The following is a 230-nucleotide window of genomic DNA, read 5'->3' as shown; positions in this document are numbered from 1 at the left end:
ATGGAAATGCGGGGGCCGGATTACAAGGGGTTTTCGACGGGCGGGGTTGGCAAGCGTCTCTTCGGTTTCCGGGCCGACGGGGGAGAAGCACCCGTGACGCGCCTTGTCGTCACCGAGGCGGCCATTGACGCATTGTCCTTTGCAGCACTCGATCGCTTCCAGAAAGGAACGCTCTATACCTCGACAGGTGGCGGCATGAGCCCAGAGAGCGAAGCGAACCTGAAACGGGT

At 61.3% G+C, this 230-nt stretch carries 1 pseudogene; it reads left to right on the top strand.

Annotation, left to right across the window (positions count from 1 at the left end):
- Positions 1–230, top strand: a pseudogene (locus tag B7449_RS18340) (hypothetical protein); the annotation flags it as partial.

The sequence above is a fragment of the Komagataeibacter intermedius TF2 genome (genome assembly GCF_000964425.1).
Taxonomy (GTDB): Bacteria; Pseudomonadota; Alphaproteobacteria; order Acetobacterales; family Acetobacteraceae; genus Komagataeibacter; species Komagataeibacter intermedius.
Note: the sequence above shows the minus strand (reverse complement) of the source record. Positions and strands in the feature narration are given on the sequence as shown.